We start from the raw sequence: 17,740 nt of genomic DNA on the forward strand, positions 1-17,740 counted from the left end.
GATCAACGCCGGCTTTTTGCCTACCGCTTAAGTTTCCGTTTGCCGCGCCGTTGTCGCTAGGAACACGCTGCGCCAACGGTGGCCGCGGCGCAAGGGAACCGTAATGCTAGAGAAGAAGATCAACGGATTTTCGGTGGTGGCGTACGCGACGCAACCCGAGGGGCGCACGCCGCCTCGGGCGTTCTTGGAGACGCGGCGCCTGGTGGCCAAGGTCAAGGAAGGCGAAGCCGATGCGCAGCAGGTGCTGGACCCCGATGGCGCCGAGCCGGCCCCGGCCCCGGCGCCGCCCGAAGGCCAGCCGTTCGAGATTTTTGTCAGCCGCCGCTTTCGCAGCGCGATCGAAGCGATGTCCGCCGCGCGCAATGCGCTGGACCGCGTGACCAGCGTGGACGAAGACGGCGTGCCGGATCCGTTGCCGGAATAAGCATGGGGCGGGGCGGGCGGGCATTGACGGCCCGCTGCCGCCGCAGCTTGCAGCACCGTCAGGTCAAGGTGCTGCGCATCAGGATGTTGGTCAGCGCGCGCGTGGGTTTGTTGGGCGCGGGCGCCGAGATGACGATGAATTCCACCTGCGGCAAGGGCGGCAATGGCGTCGCGCCGCCCGGCACGGCCAGCCCTGCCGTGGACAGATGCGAAGGCTGCACGGTAATGCCCAGCCCCGCCCGCGCGGCCGCTTGGCAGCCCGCGTAGCTGGTGCTGGTGCACACGATCTGCCAGCTGCGCCCGGCGCGCGCCAGGGCGTCCAGCGTCAGCGTACGCGTCACGCTGGGCTCGCGCAGCAATATCAACGGCAGCGGCGCGTCCGCCGCGAACCGCAGGCCTTCCTTGGCGCGCCACAGCAGCGCTTCCTTGTGCAGCGTCTGCCCCCGGCGATCGCCGCGCCGCCGCTTGCCGATCATCACGTCCAGCTCGCTGTCGTCCAGCAGTTTGTAAAGCTCGCTGGTGACGCCGATGGTCAGGTCCAGTTCCACCTCGGGATGCGCCAGCCGAAACGCGGCCAGCACCTCGGGCAGCGGCCCCATCGCCAGGTCGTCCGACGTGCCCAGCCGCACGCGACCGCGCAGGCGCGGCGCATCGAACAGCCGCGCGGCGCGTTCGTGCGCGTCAAGAATGATCTCGGCGTGCACCAGCAGGCTGCGGCCGTCGCTGGTCAACGCCAGCGAATGCGTGTCGCGCAGGAACAGGCGCCGGTTCACGGACTGTTCCAGTTGGCGGATATGTTCGCTGACGGTGGGCTGCGTCAGGCCCAGGCGGCGGGCGGCTTCGGTAAAGCTGGGGGCGCCGGCGGCCACCGTGAAGGTCTTGAGCCACAAGGGATTAAGCATGTCGCGCCGATATGGTTATAGGACTTTTCGATGACAGTCAAAGTAATCAATGGGCTTCACGATAGCAAGCGGCCCGCCTATAGTTTTCCGTAATTTCCTGGAAACCTAGCCATGCGCCGCTTTTTACCTGACCAATTCACCCTGATCCTGATCGCCACCGTGGCGTTCGCCAGTTTTTTCCCTGCCGTGGGCAGGGGCGCCACGTTCATGATGGTGGCCAGCAACGTGGCGATATCGCTGCTGTTCTTCCTGCACGGCGCGCGCCTTTCCACGGATGCCATCGTGGCGGGCGTCAAAGACGTGCGCCTGCATGCCTTGATCCTGGCCTGCACCTTCATCCTGTTTCCCGCGCTGGGGCTGGGCTTGCGGGCCTTGTTCCCGGGGCTGCTGACGCCTTCGCTGTGGTTGGGCGTGCTGTTCGTGTGCACGCTGTCTTCCACGGTGCAGTCTTCCATTGCCTTCACGTCAATGGCGCGGGGCAACGTGCCGGGCGCCATTTGCGCGGCTACCGCGTCCAACTTGCTGGGCACCGTGTTGACGCCGTTGCTGGTGGCGGTGTTGCTGCATCGGCAGGGCGGCGGGCACGGGCTGGCTGACGCGGGCCGCATCCTGTTGCAGCTGCTGCTGCCGTTTGCGGTGGGCAGCCTGTTGCGGCCGTGGATCGGCGCCTGGGCGCAGCGCAACAACCGCACCCTGTCCAAGGTGGATCGCAGTTCGATTTTGCTGGCCGTTTACACGGCCTTTAGCGAAGCCGTGGCGCAGGGCATCTGGCACGCGTTTCCGGCGATCGATCTGGCCACGATGGTGCTGGTCAATGCATTGCTGCTGGGCTCGGTGCTGGTGATTACGACGTGGGGCAGCCGCAAGCTGGGCCTGTCCAAAGAGAACGAAATCACGCTGGTATTCTGCGGGTCGAAGAAGTCACTGGCGTCCGGCATTCCGCTGGCCACCGTGCTGTTTGGCACGTCGCAGATGGGCGTGGTGGTGCTGCCCTTGATGATCTTTCACCAGATGCAGCTGATGGTGTGCGCCGTGTTGGCACGACGCTATGCGGAACGGCAGCCGCCGGCACAGGCTGCCGTGGCGGGGGCGTAGTCGGCAATGGCGGCGGTCGTGGTAAAACGCCTGCGCAAGCCGCCAACGTCCGCTGTCAGCCGCCGTCGCGTGGAACGATCTTGCCCGTGGGATGCCAGTACACGGCGCCATCGCGTTCCGACACCGTCAGCGCGGTCAGTCGCCCGTTCTTGCACGGCCCACCGACGCATAGTCCGGTGTCGGGCTGATAGGTCGCGCCATGGCGCGCGCACATGATGAGGTCACCCGCGCGGGTGAAGAAGCTGCCTTCCCAGTCCAGTTCCACGCCCACGTGGGCACAGCGGTTCAGGTAGCCATGCACGCGGTCCTGATAACGGACGAAAAAGGCGGTGGTCTGACCAGCGCCGTCGGATACCGGCACTTTGACGCCCAGGCCGCCGTTGGCCAGGTCGGATGCCGCACAGACGCGGACTTCGGAGGCAAGTGAGGGTTCCTGCATGGCGGGCCTTTTACGAAAGGGTGCGATGTTCGGTCAGGGCGGCGGGGCTTGTCAATCCGCCGGGCGGTTCCCCGGGCTGTTCGCCGGCCCGCCGGCCGGGGCGTCGCCAACGTCGGCGTCTTCGTTTGACGCAGCGTCGGCGTCTTCATTTGATGCGGCGCCGTCCTGCTGGCGCGCCCACATCCCCGCGTACACGCCGCGTTGCGCCAGCAACTGCGGATGGCGCCCGCGTTCGATGATGCGCCCTTCGGACAGCACGATGATCTCGTCGGCGTCGGCCACGGTGGACAGGCGGTGCGCGATGATGAGCGTGCTGCGGCCTTGGCTGACTTCGCGCAGGTTCGCCTGAATCTCGCGCTCGGTGTGGGTGTCCAGCGCGCTGGTGGCCTCGTCGAACAGGAAAATGGCCGGGTTCTTCAAGATGGTGCGGGCGATGGCCACGCGCTGCTTTTCCCCGCCCGACAATTTCAGCCCGCGCTCGCCCACCATGGTCTGGTAGCCGTCCGGCATGGTCATGATCAGGTCGTGGATGTGCGCCAGGCGCGCCGCGGCTTCGATCTCGGCGTCGGTCGCGCCGGGTCGGCCGTAGCCGATGTTGTAGTGAATGGTGTCGTTGAACAGCACCGTGTCCTGCGGCACCACGCCGATCGCGGCGCGCAGACTGGCCTGCGTGACGTTGCGCACGTCCTGGCCGTCCACCAGGATGGCGCCGCTGTCCGCGTCGTAGAAGCGGAACAGCAGGCGGGCGATGGTGGATTTGCCGGCGCCCGACGTGCCGACCACCGCCACGGTCTTGCCCGCCGCAATGGTGAAGCTCACGCCCTTCAAGATGGGGCGGCGCGCGTCATAGCCAAAATACACGTCGCGAAATTCCACTTCGCCGCCCGCCACGCGCAGCGGCTGGGCGTCGGGGCGGTCGGCCACCTCGCGGTCCTGCCCCAAGAGTTCGAACATGCGTTCCATGTCGATCATGGCCTGCTTGATTTCGCGGTAGATGAAGCCGAAGAAGCTCAGGGGCTGGTACAGCTGCAACAGGTAGGTGTTGACCAGGACAAAGTCGCCCAGCGTGTAGCGGCCCTGGGCGATGCCGGTGGCGGCCATCCACATCACCAGCGTCAAGCCCACCGAAATGATCGCGGCCTGGCCCACGTTCAGAATCGACAAGCTGACCTGGCTGCGCACGGCGGCGCGCTCGTAGCGCGTCAGGGAAGCGTCGTAGCGGCGCGCCTCATGCTCTTCATTGCCAAAGTACTTGACCGTCTCGTAGTTCAACAGGCTTTCAATGGCCTTGGTGTTGGCTTCTGAATCGGTTTCGTTCATCTGGCGTCGGAACTTGGCGCGCCATTCCGTCACCGCAAGCGTGTAGGCCATGTACAGGATGACGGTGGCGCCGGTGGCCGCGGCCAGCCAGATGTCGAACATCTTCCACAGCACAATACACACCAGCCCGATTTCAAAGAACGTGGGCAGGATGTTGAACAGCAAAAACGACAGCAGCGTCTGGATGCCCTTGGTGCCGCGTTCGATGGCCCGTGTCAGCCCGCCGGTCTGGCGCGACAGGTGAAAACGCAACGCCAACGCATGCAGGTGGCGAAAGATCTGCAAGCCCACCGCGCGGATGGCGTGCTGGCCGACGCGGGCGAAGATGGCGTCGCGCAATTCCGAGAACAGCAGCGACAACACGCGCGCGGTGCCATAGGCCAGGATCAGGCCCAGTGGCACCGTCACCGCGCCGGGCGCGCCCTTGCCCAGTTCGTCGATGGCGTGTTTGTAGATCAGCGGCACATAGACGGTGGCCGCCTTGGCCGCGAACAGGCACAGCAATGCGGCCACGACGCGCACCTTCAGGCCGGTCTTGCCGGGCGGCCACAAGTACGGGAACAGGGTACGCAAGGTGGAAAAACCGCCGCGATTCTTCGGGGGCGCGTCAGGGGAATTCATGGCTGGCCTTGGGGGGCGAAAGCGGGGGGTGGAGCGGTGTGAAGGGCATTATCCGGCACGGGCGCTATTATTTGGGTGATAACCCCTGGTATTTACGGACCATTGCCTGGGGATGTCAGACCGGTATCGCAATGCGGGCGCAGCTCGGCAAGCCCGCTTTTTTATCTCTTCAATCCGGGGTTGGCCGGGCTGTGCCCCTGGATTGCGCGACCTGGCGCGTATTCGCCGCGCGAGCGTTGCGTTGCACGTTTCGGAGGGCTTATGGCGAAGGTACCCGCAGTGAAATTGAACGACGGCAGCAACATCCCGCAATTGGGGCTGGGCGTTTGGCAGGTGCCCGACGACCAGGCGGCCGCCAGCGTCAAGGAAGCCTTGGCGGCCGGCTACCGGTCGGTGGACACGGCGGCCATCTACGGCAACGAGGCAGGTGTGGGCGCGGGGCTGCGCGCGTCGGGCGTGGCGCGTAAGGACCTGTTCATCACCACCAAGCTGTGGAACGACAAGCACGGCTATGACGACGCGCACAAGGCCATGGACGAAAGTCTGGAAAAGCTGGGCTTGGCTTATGTGGACCTGTACCTGATCCACTGGCCGGTGGCGGGCAGCACCCAATTCCTGGATGCCTGGCGCGCGATGGTCGAAATGAAGGCAGACGGCCGCGCGCGTTCGATCGGTGTGTCCAACTTCACGCAGGCCAATCTGCAACAGCTGATCGAAGCGTCCGGCGTCACGCCGGCGGTGAACCAGATCGAGCTGCATCCGGGCTTCGCCCAGGCCGACCTGCGGGCTTTCCACGCCAAGCACGGCATCGCCACCGAATCCTGGAGCCCACTGGCACAGGGCGGCGTGACGAAGGAAAAAGTGATCGTGGACCTGGCGGCCAAGCACGGCAAGTCACCCGCGCAGATCACGCTGCGCTGGCACGTGCAAAGCGGTCTTATCGTGATTCCGAAGTCGGTCACGCCCGCCCGCATCCGCGAGAACATCGACATTTTTGATTTTGAATTGTCAGCGGATGAGATGGCCGCGATCGACGGCATCAAGAACGGCGCGCGGCTGGGGCCTGATCCGGAACAGTTCGGCCGATAGCCGGCCGGGGGCAGGGTCTGGCACAAGACCCAAGGCCCCGGACACGGCGCGGGAATGGGGCTGCGGGGCCCCATGGCCGGCCTAGTGCTTCAGCGGGAACACCCAGTAGCGGACGATGACCACCAGCAGGATGGTCAGCGTGATCCACGACGCCCAGTGCCAGGCGCCCGTGCCCAACAGCGCGGCCAGCAGGCCGAAGACGCTGAGCACGCCTAGCAGGATGGGCGCGCCCCATACGAACATGAAGCCGCGACCGCCGCGGCCTTTGGCGTGGCGGGGGCTCATGCGGGGGTCCTTTGCGGGGCGGCGGCGGCCTGATGCTTTTTCACCAGCTCGTTGATGCGCGCCTCGGTGGCGCGGCGCCGCGCAATCCACAGGTACAGGCCGCTGACCAGCACCACGATGGTGATGAGGTCAAGCAAGGCCCAGATGATCTTCAGCGGCAGGCCTGCGTAATCGCCAAAGTGCAGGGGGCGCGACACTTCCAGCGCGGTCAGGTACCACGGCATCTTGGCCACGGTGGTCAGTTCGCCGGTTCTGCCGTCGACCAGCACAGGCGTGTTCAGCTTCGAAGTCAGCGGCGTATCGCCGCGCATCCAGGCGATGTAGTGGTGCGGGCTGCCGAAGGCGTTGCCCGGGAAGGCGATGAACGACACCTCGTTGCCCGGCATGGCTTTCTTGGCCGTGTCGGCCGCCAGCTGCGCCGAGGCCAGCTGCGTGGGCACGGTCTGCCCCTTGTAGGGTTCCAGAATGCGGACCAATTCAGTGGACTGCCACAGACGGAACAACGGGGTGGACAGTTCGTTGATGACGCCGGTAAAGCCCACCACGAAGGCCCACACCAGCGTCACGATGCCCAGCAGGTTGTGCAGGTCCAGCCACTTCAGGCGCGTGGACCGGGCAGCGCGAACAGTGCCGAACTCCAGCTTTTTCATGAACGGGCCGTACAACACCACGCCCGACACGATAGCCACACAGAACAGCAGCCCCATGAAGCCCAGGAACAATTCGCCGGGCAGGCCGGCAAACAAATCCACATGCAGGGCCAGCATGATGCCCATGAACGAGAACTTGTCTTCGGTATATAGCGGGCCTTCAAGCAGCACGTCGCCGGTGCGGCCATCCATGCGGACCGCGTGCCCGGACGCCTGGCCATCGCCCGGTTTTTTGGCCATGCCGACATACACCTGGGGTTCGTCCGGGTCGAAGAAAAGGTAATCAACCACTTCGCCCGGATACAGGGTCAACGCGCTGGAGACCAGCTTGTCCAGGTTGGCGGGCGGCGTATTGGCCGGCACGTCGGACAGCGGCTTGGCGTCATCCAGCCAGTGTTCGATTTCGTGATGAAAGACCAGCGGCAAGCCCGTCAGGCAGATGATGAGCAGGAAGATGGTGCAGACAAGGCTGGTCCACTTGTGGATCCAATACCAGGTTTTAATGGTGGACGCGGCTGTCATGGCGGCGGAAGGGGGCGGCGGCGCGCGCGGCCTCCTTTAAGCTGTTTGTGAGGAAGGCGGAACATTATCACGAATAATAGCGATTCTCGTAACGGAATATTTGACCCCCGGATGGCCAGGGGTGCAAGGCCGGCGTCAACTAAAGCGGGTTAAAAAGACAGGTCGGGAGTGACCGGGCGCGAGCCGCCACGGTTTGTTTCAAGGGACGGGTCTTGCCCGCCCCGCAACGGGCAGTCGAGAAGCATCATGGAGCAGCGATTTTTAAAAGTTCCGCGCAACGAGCGCGGCCGCGATTTCGCGGTAGGCGACGTGCACGGGCATTTTTCGCGTTTGCAGGAAAGCCTGGACCGGCTGGGTTTCGACCCGGCTCGCGACCGGCTGTTTTCCGTGGGCGACCTGGTTGATCGCGGGCCTGAAAGCGAGGCCGCGCTGCACTGGCTGGCCCAACCCTGGTTTTTCGCGGTGCAGGGCAACCACGAAGACTATGCGATTCGCCACGTGCGTACGGGGCAGGTGGACGTGATCAACTGGCGCGGTTACGGCGGCGGCTGGTTTCTGGACCTGCCTGCCGACCAGCAGCAAGTGTTTGCCGACGCGTTTGCCAAGCTGCCCATCGCTATCGAGGTCGAGACGCGCGAGGGGGCGGTGGGCCTGCTGCATGCGGATTGCCCGGTGCTGTTCTGGCCCCGCCTTGAATTCGCGCTGCAGGATCGCTACAAACGCACCAGCGCGGCGTGCCAGTGGTCACGCGACCGCTTGCGGCAGATGAACCGCACGGGCATCCAGGGCGTGCGGGCGGTGGTGGCCGGGCACACGCCGGTGGCCGCGCCGCTGGTCCTGGGCAACGTCTATCACATCGATACCGAGGGCTGGCGGTCCGGCTTCTTCACGTTCCTGGACCTGGAATCGCTGACCGCCTGGCCGCACGAGGTCGTGACGGAACTGGCGGTAGAGGAGTAGGTCGGCCGGTTACAGAGGCCGCGCGATGACCGAGCTGGACGTGGATACCGCGCTTGCGCGGGCAGCAGCATCGTCAGCGCTGCCCGATGCCGGTATGCCCGAAGCCGGTACGCCCGATGCCGGTACGCCCGAAGCCGGTACGCCCGATGCCGGTACGCCCGAAGCCGGTATGCCCGCTGCCGGTAATCCAGAAGTCGCTACACCCGCCATCGCTGCCGGTGCGACATTCGCGGCGTTGGGTGCCTGAAGGGGCTGCAACGGCGGCTGCACCGCGCCGTTGTTCGAATTTTGCGGCAGCACGGCACCACCCGGGGCCGGCAGCGGCTTGACAGACGTATCCACCCCGTCGGTGCTGCGGTTGTTGTTCAGGAAATCGGTCAGCGCATCACCCGACGACAAATCCAGCGAAGCCACCGCCTGCCCGGGCGGGAATTCCGCAAAATAGTATTCGCCGTTATCCACCAACAGCCCGTCCGGACGGGGCGGCTGCTTGGCTTCGGGCATGCCCTTCAATACCGGCTGCATGTAGTCCAGCCACGTGGACAACGCCAGGCCGCTGCCGAATTCGTTGGTGCCCAGGGACTTGGGCTGGTCAAAGCCCATCCAGACGGTCGTGGCCAGATCAGGCGTGAAGCCCGAGAACCAGACGTCCACCGCATCATTCGTGGTGCCCGTCTTGCCGCCCACGTCGTTGCGCTTCAGGACCTGATGCGCGCGCGCGGCCGTGCCGCTGGTCGTCACGCCGCGCAGGATGTCGTCCATGACCCAGGCGGTGCGCGGGTCGATGGCGCGCGCCGCCTCGTCGCCCGCCTTGACCGGTTGGGCCTGCATCAGCACCTTGCCAGAACGGTCGGTAACGTGGTCCACCAGATACGGCGTCACGCGATAACCGCCGTTGGCGAAGACGCCATAGCCATTGACCACCTGCAACGGCGTGGCGCCACCCGCGCCCAGCGCCAGCGGCAACACCGCCGGCCAGCGCGATTTGTCAAAGCCGAAACGGGTCAGATAGTCCTGCGCGTACTGCGGCGAAATCGCTTGCAGAATGCGGATCGACACCATGTTCTTGGACCGGTACAAGCCTTGGCGCAACGTCAGCATCGGTTCGTACTTGTTGCCGTCGTTCTTGGGCTGCCAGTCCTTGGAGCCCGTTTGCGCGGCCGTCAACATGAACGGCTGGTCCGAGATCTGCGTAGCGGGGGTAAAGCCGCGTTCCAGGGCGGCGGCATAGACAAAAGGCTTGATGTTCGAACCGGGCTGGCGCCAAGCCTGCGTCACGCGGTTGAAGTTGCCCCGGTTGTAGTCAAAGCCGCCGATCATGGCGCGGATCGCGCCGTCCTGGGGCGCCATCGACACCAGCGCCGCTTGCAGCGCCGGCATGTTGATGATTTCCCAGGTGTCGCTGTCCTTGCCGCCCGTCTTGTGGATGTACACGACCGAACCGCGACGGATGCGCTGGCTGTCGCCGGCCTTCGGGTTCAAGGCGCGGGCCACCACGGCCAGGGCCTTCTTGTCCGAAATGGTGATGATGTCGCGCGCGCTGCGGGCCACCTTCACCTCGGTAGGGCTGGCCGACAGCACCACGGCCGCCAGCAGGTCTTCGCTGTCCGGCGTCTTGTCCTGCACGCCGTCCAGAATCTCGTCCAGCGCTTGCGCATCGCTTTCAACGCCGTCAGGCAAATCGATCTGGTCTTCCGGCCCGGGATACACGGCGCGGCGCGTGTAGTCCATGACGCCATCGCGCACCGCGCGGTAGGCAGCTTCCTGGGCCTTGGAATCGATGGTCGTGTAGACGTCGATGCCCTTGGAATACGTTTCTTCCTGGAACACGCCATACATCAACTGGCGCGCCAGTTCCGACGGGTAATCGCCGTGCACCGCGAAGCCGCGCGCGCTGGTGCCGTCGGCGCCGCGGATTGTCAGGCGTTGCTTGAGCGCTTCGTCGGCCTGCTCGGGCGTGATGTAGCCCAGCGTCTTCATGCGGCCCAGCACGTAGTGCTGGCGGATCTCGGCACGCGGGAAATTGGTGATGGGGTTAAAGCGCGACGGGGCCTTGGGGATGCCGGCCAGCATGGCGGCTTCCGCCGGGGTCACTTCCGACAGCGGCTTGCCGAAGTAGGCGCGCGACGCGGCCGCGAAGCCATAGGCGCGGTGCCCCAGGTAGATCTGGTTCATGTAGAGCTCAAGGATCTGGTCCTTGGTCAGCTCGTTTTCGATCTTGAACGTGAGCAGCAGCTCGTACAGCTTGCGCGAATACGTCTTCTCGGAAGACAGATAGAAATTGCGCGCCACCTGCATCGTGATCGTGCTGCCGCCTTGCGACTTCGAGCCCTTGACCACGTTGGTCAGCACCGCGCGCGCCACGCCCATCCAATCCACGCCGCCGTGGCTGTAGAAGCGGTCGTCTTCAGCGGCCAGCACGGCCTGGCGCATCACCGGCGGAATCTCGTCGAACCGCAGCACGTTGCGGTGCTCTTCGCCGTACTCGCCGATCAGCACCTTGTCGGCCGTGTAGATGCGCAGCGGCACACGCGGCCGGTAGTCGGTCATGGCGTGCAGGTCGGGCAGGCTGGGCCAGGCCAGGGCCAGTGCCAGCCCAAGCACGACGGCGCCGCACGCGCCGACGCCAGCCGCGACGATGCCCGTCTTGACCAGGATGCGTTTCCAGGGAAGGCCCGATTTGCCGCCCGGGGTGGCGGAGGATTGCTGGGGGGTGCTCATTGCAGGCGATTCTAGGACAGAACGCTATAGACCGGCCATGGCGTCATAAGGTTTCAGTAACCAAACTTGCCGAAGCCAGGTGGGGGGCGTGTGCCGCTGTAGATATAGGGACGGGGTCTAGCATACGCGCGACGCGGCTTGCGCGCGCGAGCGACGGGAATTGCGCTGTGAAATGTATTGCGCGCGGTGACAAACAGCAAGGCCGGTTGCATGCGCGTGTTGCGATTCAGCTTTCGGTAAGGTGTCAAGAGCCCTGTTGATACCGCTGCGGCGGCGCGCCCAACGCACGGTGGAACATGGCGCTGAACGCGCTGGGGCTGCGGTATCCCAGGTCGGCGGCGATGCGCGCCACGGGCACCCCTTCCGACAATCGGCAGACCGCGTCCGCCAGGCGCACCTGCTGCACCCATTGCCGGTAATTCAGGCCCAGTTCGGCCTGGAACAGCCGGATCAGCGTGCGCGCGCTGGCGCCCACCTGGCTGCCCCAGGCTTCCATGCCGCGTTGCAGGCCGGGCCGGTCCAGGATGGCCGCGCAGATGGTCTGCAAGCGGCGGTCGCGCGGCCACGGGATCTGGATGGGAAGCACGCGCGCGGCCGCCAGTTCGGACAGGATCAGCGCGGCGACCTGTTCGGCCCGGCCGCCCAGCGGATAGTCGATGGGCTCGGCCGTCAGCGTCAGGATCAGTTCGCGCAGCAGCCCGCTTACTTCCACCACCTGGGGTTGCGGCCAGAAGGCGGCGGCGGCATCGGCCTGGATGTACAGCGAGCGCATCGACACGGCGCCCACCATGTCGACGCCATGAGGCACCCCGGCCGGCACCCACAGCGCGCGCAGCGGCGGCAGCGCCCAGAGGCCGCTGGGCGTGGTGACCCGCATCACGCCTTCGGCCGCGTAGATCAGCTGCGCGCGCGGATGCGAGTGCGCGCCCGTCTGCGCGCCCGCTCGAAATTCCTTGGCCAACGCGGTGACGACGCGCGGGCGATCCTGGTAGTCCTGCGCGTTGATGCTGCGGGCGGGGTCGGGCGGGGCAAGACGGGTGGCCATGATGTCACTTCCAACCAAAGGATGACGCCGCGACGGCGGGCAGGGTGGCGCTATTTTGTCACTTGCTCGATGAAAATTGGCAGATCCTCGCCGTGGCCGGTTTCTACACTGATGGCTGGCTTTGGCTGTCAGCCAACCACAACCCAATCGCAAAAGCCGCCCATGACTCCCGCCCAGAATCCCATTGCCGGCATGTCGGACGCCAACGTGCCCGCGCCTGCCGCCGCGCCACTCTCCGCGCCGGCCTCCGCCCCATCCGCCGCGTCATCTACCGCCTATAAAGTGCTGGGCGCGATCAGCGTGGCGCATTTGATGAACGACATGATCCAGTCGATCCTGTTGGCCATCTACCCCATGTTGAAGGATTCATTCAGCCTGTCGTTCGCGCAGATTGGGCTGATCACCTTGGTCTATCAGTTGGCGGCCTCGCTGCTGCAACCCTTTATCGGCCTGTACACCGACCGCCATCCCAAGCCGTATTCGCTACCCGTGGGGATGAGCTTCACGCTGGCGGGGCTGTTGCTGCTGTCGGTGGCGCCGTCGTTCGGCTGGCTCCTGGTGGCTGCCGTGCTGGTCGGCACGGGGTCGTCGGTGTTCCACCCCGAATCGTCGCGGGTTGCGCGCATGGCCTCGGGCGGCCGGCACGGCCTGGCCCAGTCGCTGTTCCAGGTGGGGGGCAACGTGGGGTCGGCGCTGGGGCCGCTGCTGGCAGCGCTATTCATCATTCCGCACGGCCAGCGCAGCGTGGCCTGGTTTGCCTTCGCGGCGCTGTTCGGCATCGTGGTGCTGACCGGCATCGGCCGTTGGTACAGCGCCAACCGCGTCATCTTGAAGCCGCGCGTGCGCGCGGCGGGCGCCGGCAACGGGCTGTCGCGCAATCGGGTGATCGGCGCGCTGGCGGTGTTGGGCGTGCTGATATTTTCCAAGTACTTCTACCTGGCCAGCCTGAACAGCTATTTCACGTTCTATCTGATCGACAAGTTTGGCTTGTCGGTGCGCGAGGCCCAGTTGTACCTGTTCCTGTTCCTGGCCGCGGTGGCGGTGGGCACGGTGGTGGGCGGGCCGGTGGGCGATCGCATCGGCCGCAAGATCGTGATCTGGGTGTCTATCCTGGGCGTGGCGCCGTTCACCTTGTTGCTGCCCTACGCCAATCTGTTCTGGACGGCGGCGCTGGTGGTGATCATCGGCATGGTGCTGGCGTCGGCGTTTTCCGCCATCGTCGTCTACGCGCAGGAATTGGTGCCGGGCAAGGTCGGCATGATTGCCGGGCTGTTCTTTGGCTTTGCGTTCGGCATGGGCGGAGTGGGGGCGGCCGCGCTGGGCAAGCTGGCCGACGCCACCAGCATCGGCTATGTGTACCAGGTGTGCGCGTATCTGCCGCTGCTGGGCGTAGTGGCGATCTTGTTGCCCAGCGTCGAAAAGCCGCGGTGATGCAGTCCCGCGTTGATCCGGGTTAGTGCTTTTGGCCGACTGGCGGGGGCGAACCACAATAATTAATCTAGGGTTTGCCCCTCGTTCCTTTCGATTGTCAGTCACCTGAAAGGTTTAACTGTCAAATACTGCAAAGGGGCATCCGGGCGCCCCTGGCTTGGCGTATTCTTCTGGACATGCCGCGCAATCGTCTTGGCGCGGTAGGTAAAGGTTCAGGACAACGTCGCGCCCTCGCTACGGCGTATCGCCGTTCATCGAGGCTGCGACGTTTCGTCCTTCTGGTAACAAAAAGCATCAAGCATGCTGACGTGTAACGCGTATCCATCCATGAACCCAGTGCAACAGCAGGCCTGAACCGACGGCATTCGTGCCTGAAGCGCGGCCGGCAGAAAACCATGACGACTTCCTTATTCTTCCTGATGTGGGCGTTGGCTACGGCCTTGGCGCTACCGCTGTTGCTGCCGTTCCAGTCGCGCGGGGTGAAGGGCGTGCGCGCGTTCATTGCCGCCAACACGCTGGCCGTGCTGGCGCTGCTGGCCTTCGCCGCCGCCAAGCTTGTGCCGCCGGGCGCCTACATCATGGCGTCGAACGCAGCGTGGGTATGCGCGATCAGCCTGGTGTACGTAGGCGTGCGCCAGTTCTTCGGGCTGCGACCGCATATCGCGCGCACCTGCGGCGTCACGGCGGCTTGTGTGCTGGCCTTTGCGCTGCTGCTGTATGGCACGGACCACCTGCAAGAACGCATGCTCCTCAATTCGGGCTTTACCTGCATCAGCGCGCTGCTGACCGGGCGGGTGATCTACCAGCAGCGCGCAAAGATTCGCACGCCGGGTGTGACGCTGTATCTGATGCTGGCCATATTCGGGCTGGCGGCACTGCACGCCACGCGGGTTGCGGTCTATGGCTTCGGTTTCGTGACGCCTTTGTCTTTGCTTGAGCCGTCGTCCTGGGGGCTGTTCTTCATTGTGTGCGGCTCGGTCACCGTGCCGGCGCTGTTCCTGGCATTGCTGCTGCTGGTGCAGACCTGGCTATCCGAGCAGATGCAGGCAGCGCTGACGTTCGACAGCCTGACGCACGCCTATTCCCGGCGCAGCATCCTGGATGAACTGGAACGCGAATTACAGCGCTGTGGCCGCTCGGGCGGCCCGCTGGCCGTGCTGGTGCTGGACATCGACCATTTCAAATCCATCAACGACCGCTACGGCCATGCGGCGGGCGACACCGCACTGCGCCATTTCGCCAAGGTTGCGCAGCACGCCGTGCGCGGCTCCGACCGCTTCGGCCGCCTGGGGGGCGAGGAATTCGTGCTGTTGATGGTGGACTGCGACCCGGCGCGTGCGCTGGTGCACGCGCAACGCGTCTGCGATGCGCTACGCGATACGCCGCTGTACCTGCAAGGGGTGGAAGTGCCCATGACCGCCAGCGGTGGCTTGGCGACGTACCAGCCCGGCGATAGCGCCGATGTGATCCTGGCGCGCGCCGACGTGGCGCTATACCGAGCCAAGGAGCAAGGGCGCGACCGGGTGGAAATGGCGTTTGGCGCGCGCGGCGCGGGCCGCGTGCACGTAGGCGGGCTGGCGGGCATGGCGCCAGCGGCAAACGCGCCGCTGGTGACTCATGAAGGCGCGGGGCACTAAGGCTTGAGGTGTTCCGTCAGGAACTTTTCCATGGCTTCGTAGAACTCGAACTTGTTTTCGTCGTTGTGGAAACCGTGGCCTTCGTTGTCCTTGACCATGTATTCCACTTCAACGCCGCGCGCCTTCAACGCCGCCACCATCTGGTCGCTTTCGTCCTTGGCCACGCGCGGGTCCTTGGCGCCTTGCGCAACGAACAGCGGCGTCTTGATCCGGTCCGCGTGCAGCGCGGGCGAGGTCGCGGCCAGCCGGTCCTTATCGCGTTCGGGGTGGCCGACCATGTCCTGCATCTTGTCCAGCATGGGCTTCCAGTACGGCGGAATGGAGTTCATGAACGTGAACAGATTGGACACGCCCACGTAGTCCACGGCCGCCGCGTACAGGTCCGGCGTGAACGTCACGCCGGCCAGCGTGGCGTAGCCGCCGTAACTGGCGCCATAGATGCCGATGCGCTTGGGGTCGGCGATGCCTTGCTTGACCAGCCACTGAACGCCATCGGTGATGTCGTCCTGCATTTTCAGGCCCCATTGCCCGAAGCCGGCTTCCCAGAACGCGCGGCCATAACCCGTCGAGCCACGGAAGTTCATTTGCAGCACGCAGAAACCACGGTTGGCCAGGAATTGGGTTTCGGGGTTGTAGCCCCAGCCGTCGCGTGCCCACGGCCCGCCGTGCGGGTTGACGATGCAAGGCAGATTCTTGGGATCGCGGCCGGCGGGCAGCGTCAGGTAGCCGTGGATGGTCAGGCCGTCGCGGCTTTGGTAGCTGATGGGCCGCACTTGCGACATGTCGGCTTCCGGAATGGCCGGGTTGATGTCGGCCAGCTTGGTCAGCGTGTCGGCATTGGCGTCATACAAGTAGCGCGAACCCGGCGTGCGGTCGTTGTAGGCGGCCACGATGAATACGGTTTCGTCGCGGTTCGACCCTTGCAGGGCGATGTCATAGCCCTTGAGCTTGTCGGACAGTTTCTTGAACAGCGCTTCGGACTGCGCGTCGAAAAACTTGTATTGCGGCTTGTCGGTCTGGTAGGCGGCCAGCGTCAGCACGCGGCGCTTGCGCGAGTAGCCCGCGCCGTCCAGGTCGACGGTGTCGGGCGTGAAGATCTCTTCTTCGGCGTCGGGTTGCGCGGGGTCGATGACCACCAGCGACAGCTTGTCGCGGCCACGGTTGCTAAGCGCGTAGATCTTCTTGTCGTCGAACGTGAAGAACGACGGGCTGACGTTGGTGCGGTAATCGGTGGTGATCAGCGGGCGGAAGTCGGACGCTTCGTTGTCGCGGTAGAGCAGGGTGGTGTTCAGGCCGTCGCTGGTGACGGCGGCGCGCACCTTGCCCGCATGGTCGGTTTGCCAGCCCACGATGTTGCCCGGGTTCTGCGCCACCAGCACGGCCGCGCCGGTGTGGACGTTGACGCGGTAGACGTCAAAGACCTCGGGGTTGCGTTGGTTGTGGCTGATCAGGACGTGATCGGGATCGTCTTCAAGATCGTCTTCGATGCTGGCGCGCGCGCCCTCATAGGGCGTCAGGTCGGTGATCTTGCCCGTCTTGGCGTTCACGGCCAGCACGTGGAAGTTTTCGTCGCCGCCGAAGTCCTTTTGATAGAGCACCACGTCGGCGCCCTTCCAGAAGTAGTTGGAGATGTCGCGCGCGGTTTCGCTGGTCAGTTGGCGGGGCTCGCCCACCAGTTGGCTGCCTTGCAGCGGCTGCACATAGATGTTCATGCGGGCCGGGTTGCCGTCCACGCTGGTGGGCTGCATGAAGGCCAGCGTGCGGCCGTCGTCGGCCAGGCGGAAGAAGCCGCGTTCCGGATTGCGGAAAAAGTCCTTCAGGGGATAGGCGCGGGGCGGGGGCTGGGTGGCGCAGGCGCCCAGCGTGGTGCCGACGATGCTGGCGGCCAGAATGGTGCGCGTCATGAAGGAAAACAAGGCAGGACCTCCGCGATTTCAATGCGGTCGATAATGCCATAGTCGCGCGGGCGGTGTCGAACCGGCCCCACTTATGCCGCCGTGCCGTTTGCGGGATAATCGCGGCAATTCATCTGGAGAATTACATGTACAGGAATCTGGTCGCGGCATCGGCGCTGGCGCTGGGCCTGGCGGGTTGCTCGCTGGGCATCTCGCAGGACAGCGCATCCCCGCACAGCGAATTCAAGGCGCCGGTCGCGTTCAAGGACGCCTACGCCACCGTGATCCGGCAGTCGAACAACTGCCTGCGCAGCACCGACAACGCCTATCGCGTGGTGTCCGACCTGAACGAGGCGGCGCAGTCGGGCGTGGTGCGCGTGCTGGCCCCGTACACCGACAACGAAATGTCACGCGTGGACCTCAAGGCCAATGGCCCGGCAAGCACCGACGTGAAGATTGTGATGTGGGGCAAGGGCACCTGGGACGCCGCCGCGATGCGCGCCATGCAGGACGCCATCTACTACAGCATCACGTCGTGCAGCACTTACATGCCGCTGGACCCGCGCCCGCCCGTCAAGCCGTCGCGCGACCTGCCCAATTAAGGGCGGCGCGCCGGCCCGAACCCGGTCGGCGCGCGTCAGCCCCCTGGCGGCGCCGCTCAGTCGCCGCCCGGGCGGCGGCGAATGATCTTGAACGTTGCCGTGG

General features: G+C 65.1%; 15 protein-coding genes. 7 read left to right on the plus strand and 8 right to left on the minus strand.

Translation table 11 applies throughout. The features are described from left to right. The first annotated feature begins 103 nt into the window (after positions 1–103). On the plus strand, positions 104–424 hold the full coding sequence (locus ACNPP0_RS17925) for a hypothetical protein (protein ID WP_448706601.1): 321 nt from the start codon (positions 104–106) through the stop codon (positions 422–424). Positions 425–482: 58 nt separating this feature from the next. Here ACNPP0_RS17925 and ACNPP0_RS17930 read toward each other — a convergent pair whose 3' ends face one another. Beyond that, entirely contained in the window at positions 483–1,325 is an 843-nt protein-coding gene (locus tag ACNPP0_RS17930) for a LysR substrate-binding domain-containing protein (RefSeq protein ID WP_448706602.1), read from the minus strand. A gap of 111 nt (positions 1,326–1,436) precedes the next feature. Here ACNPP0_RS17930 and ACNPP0_RS17935 point away from each other — a divergent pair, with 111 nt between their 5' ends. Further along, positions 1,437–2,420 carry a bile acid:sodium symporter family protein gene (locus tag ACNPP0_RS17935; protein WP_332607376.1) on the plus strand — a complete coding sequence of 328 codons (984 nt, stop codon included), beginning with the start codon at positions 1,437–1,439 and terminating at the stop codon, positions 2,418–2,420. Between the two features lie 55 nt (positions 2,421–2,475). Here the strand turns inward: ACNPP0_RS17935 and ACNPP0_RS17940 are convergent, their stop codons facing one another. Beyond that, the gene (locus ACNPP0_RS17940; protein WP_448706603.1) at positions 2,476–2,859 is read right to left on the minus strand and encodes a Rieske (2Fe-2S) protein; all 384 of its coding nucleotides are present in this window, start codon (positions 2,857–2,859) and stop codon (positions 2,476–2,478) included. A gap of 51 nt (positions 2,860–2,910) precedes the next feature. Beyond that, a complete protein-coding gene (locus tag ACNPP0_RS17945) occupies positions 2,911–4,800 on the minus strand; it encodes an ABCB family ABC transporter ATP-binding protein/permease (protein ID WP_448706604.1) in 1,890 nt (629 codons plus the stop codon). Between the two features lie 261 nt (positions 4,801–5,061). Here ACNPP0_RS17945 and ACNPP0_RS17950 point away from each other — a divergent pair, with 261 nt between their 5' ends. Next, entirely contained in the window at positions 5,062–5,889 is an 828-nt protein-coding gene (locus ACNPP0_RS17950) for an aldo/keto reductase (protein WP_448706605.1), read from the plus strand. 81 nt (positions 5,890–5,970) lie between these two features. On the opposite strand, the gene ACNPP0_RS17955 is transcribed toward ACNPP0_RS17950, so the two are convergent. Together ACNPP0_RS17955 and ACNPP0_RS17960 are read right to left on the minus strand one after the other, a co-directional pair. Then, on the minus strand, positions 5,971–6,174 hold the full coding sequence (locus tag ACNPP0_RS17955) for a hypothetical protein (protein ID WP_332607381.1): 204 nt from the start codon (positions 6,172–6,174) through the stop codon (positions 5,971–5,973). Then, positions 6,171–7,346 carry a PepSY-associated TM helix domain-containing protein gene (locus tag ACNPP0_RS17960; RefSeq protein WP_332607382.1) on the minus strand — a complete coding sequence of 392 codons (1,176 nt, stop codon included), beginning with the start codon at positions 7,344–7,346 and terminating at the stop codon, positions 6,171–6,173. The genes ACNPP0_RS17955 and ACNPP0_RS17960 overlap by 4 nt, the downstream gene beginning before the upstream one ends. 246 nt (positions 7,347–7,592) lie before the next feature. Between ACNPP0_RS17960 and ACNPP0_RS17965 the strand changes: the two genes are divergently transcribed. Further along, positions 7,593–8,306 (plus strand): metallophosphoesterase, encoded by a 714-nt coding sequence (locus ACNPP0_RS17965; protein WP_448706606.1) that lies wholly within the window; start codon positions 7,593–7,595, stop codon positions 8,304–8,306. Positions 8,307–8,315: 9 nt separating this feature from the next. On the opposite strand, the gene ACNPP0_RS17970 is transcribed toward ACNPP0_RS17965, so the two are convergent. Continuing rightward, positions 8,316–11,027, minus strand: a complete 2,712-nt coding sequence (locus ACNPP0_RS17970; RefSeq protein WP_448706607.1) for a penicillin-binding protein 1A — start codon at positions 11,025–11,027, stop codon at positions 8,316–8,318. A gap of 244 nt (positions 11,028–11,271) precedes the next feature. Further along, positions 11,272–12,072, minus strand: a complete 801-nt coding sequence (locus tag ACNPP0_RS17975) for an AraC family transcriptional regulator (RefSeq protein WP_332607385.1) — start codon at positions 12,070–12,072, stop codon at positions 11,272–11,274. Positions 12,073–12,234: 162 nt separating this feature from the next. Here ACNPP0_RS17975 and ACNPP0_RS17980 point away from each other — a divergent pair, with 162 nt between their 5' ends. Both ACNPP0_RS17980 and ACNPP0_RS17985 read left to right on the plus strand, forming a co-directional pair. Then, positions 12,235–13,503 carry an MFS transporter gene (locus ACNPP0_RS17980; RefSeq protein WP_448706608.1) on the plus strand — a complete coding sequence of 423 codons (1,269 nt, stop codon included), beginning with the start codon at positions 12,235–12,237 and terminating at the stop codon, positions 13,501–13,503. Between the two features lie 395 nt (positions 13,504–13,898). Continuing rightward, positions 13,899–15,140 carry a GGDEF domain-containing protein gene (locus ACNPP0_RS17985; protein WP_332607387.1) on the plus strand — a complete coding sequence of 414 codons (1,242 nt, stop codon included), beginning with the start codon at positions 13,899–13,901 and terminating at the stop codon, positions 15,138–15,140. On the opposite strand, the gene ACNPP0_RS17990 is transcribed toward ACNPP0_RS17985, so the two are convergent. Next, a complete protein-coding gene (locus tag ACNPP0_RS17990) occupies positions 15,137–17,044 on the minus strand; it encodes a S9 family peptidase (RefSeq protein ID WP_448706609.1) in 1,908 nt (635 codons plus the stop codon). The genes ACNPP0_RS17985 and ACNPP0_RS17990 overlap by 4 nt on opposite strands. A 137-nt stretch (positions 17,045–17,181) precedes the next feature. On the opposite strand from ACNPP0_RS17990, the gene ACNPP0_RS17995 reads away from it, so the two are divergent. Continuing rightward, positions 17,182–17,637 (plus strand): BPTD_2524 family lipoprotein, encoded by a 456-nt coding sequence (locus tag ACNPP0_RS17995; protein WP_046804510.1) that lies wholly within the window; start codon positions 17,182–17,184, stop codon positions 17,635–17,637. The last annotated feature ends 103 nt before the right edge of the window (positions 17,638–17,740 follow it).

This window comes from Achromobacter semiaridum (genome assembly GCF_053543755.1).